An 821-nucleotide genomic window follows, 5' to 3' on the forward strand; every position below is an offset into this window, starting at 1 on the left:
AGCGTTCAATCCCCAGTCCTCGTTGATGCGCCAGTCATAGTTGATGGTCAGCAAAGAGTTGTATGTAGCGTTCGTCCAGCCGTAGTTTTCAATCTGTCCGCGACCGCCACCGGTGTTACTACCGTATCCGTAGCTGTCTACATAGTGAGTGGTGTAAGCATCCACGCCGACCATGTATTTTGCGTTCAACTTGTGGTTGGTTGTACCAAAATCAGTCTGATAGCTTGCGTATACATTTCCGAAGAAACGGTTGGTATCTTCTGTGAATTTGTTGTTTTCCATTGCCCAATAAGCGTTGTCAAAGCTACCACGGAAAGAATTCTGTGTGTACGGGTTACCGTCTACGTGACTTGGAATACCAGCAAGATCATAGCTGGGAGGAGCTGCGTAAACCGTTCTCAACAGACCGTTACCGGAAGTCACTGCCTTGTCGATAGAAGTAGTGATATAGTTAGCTGTAAATCCGGAACTCCAGTTGTTAGTCAGTTTCGTGTCAGCACTAACCTTTACATTATATCTGTCCATACCAGTGCTTGAGATAATACCGTCCTGATGTGTATTTCCCAATGAGATAGAGTAGGAGCTTTTGTCGAGCATCTGCGCTACATTCAATGAATTGCTCCAGGTGATTCCTGTGTCGAAGAAGTCTTTTGCATTGTCATACGCCTGTGGAGTAGCCCACGGGTCAAGACCGGCTGCTGCACGCTGGGGAACATAATATTTTCCCTGTTGCTTACCGAACTTCTGCGTGTATTCGTTATCCGTGTTACCTCCATACGTTGCGTCGTTGGGAAGTTCGGAAATCTTAGGTCCCCAAGACG

The 821-nt window shown here is 46.9% G+C and carries 1 pseudogene; it reads right to left on the bottom strand.

The features are described 5' to 3' along the window. Window positions 1–821, bottom strand: a pseudogene (locus tag AB5935_RS27435) (SusC/RagA family TonB-linked outer membrane protein); the annotation flags it as partial.

The organism is Phocaeicola sp. RTP21198st1_B8_RTP21198_201120, assembly GCF_040929485.1.
GTDB lineage: Bacteria > Bacteroidota > Bacteroidia > Bacteroidales > Bacteroidaceae > Phocaeicola > Phocaeicola dorei.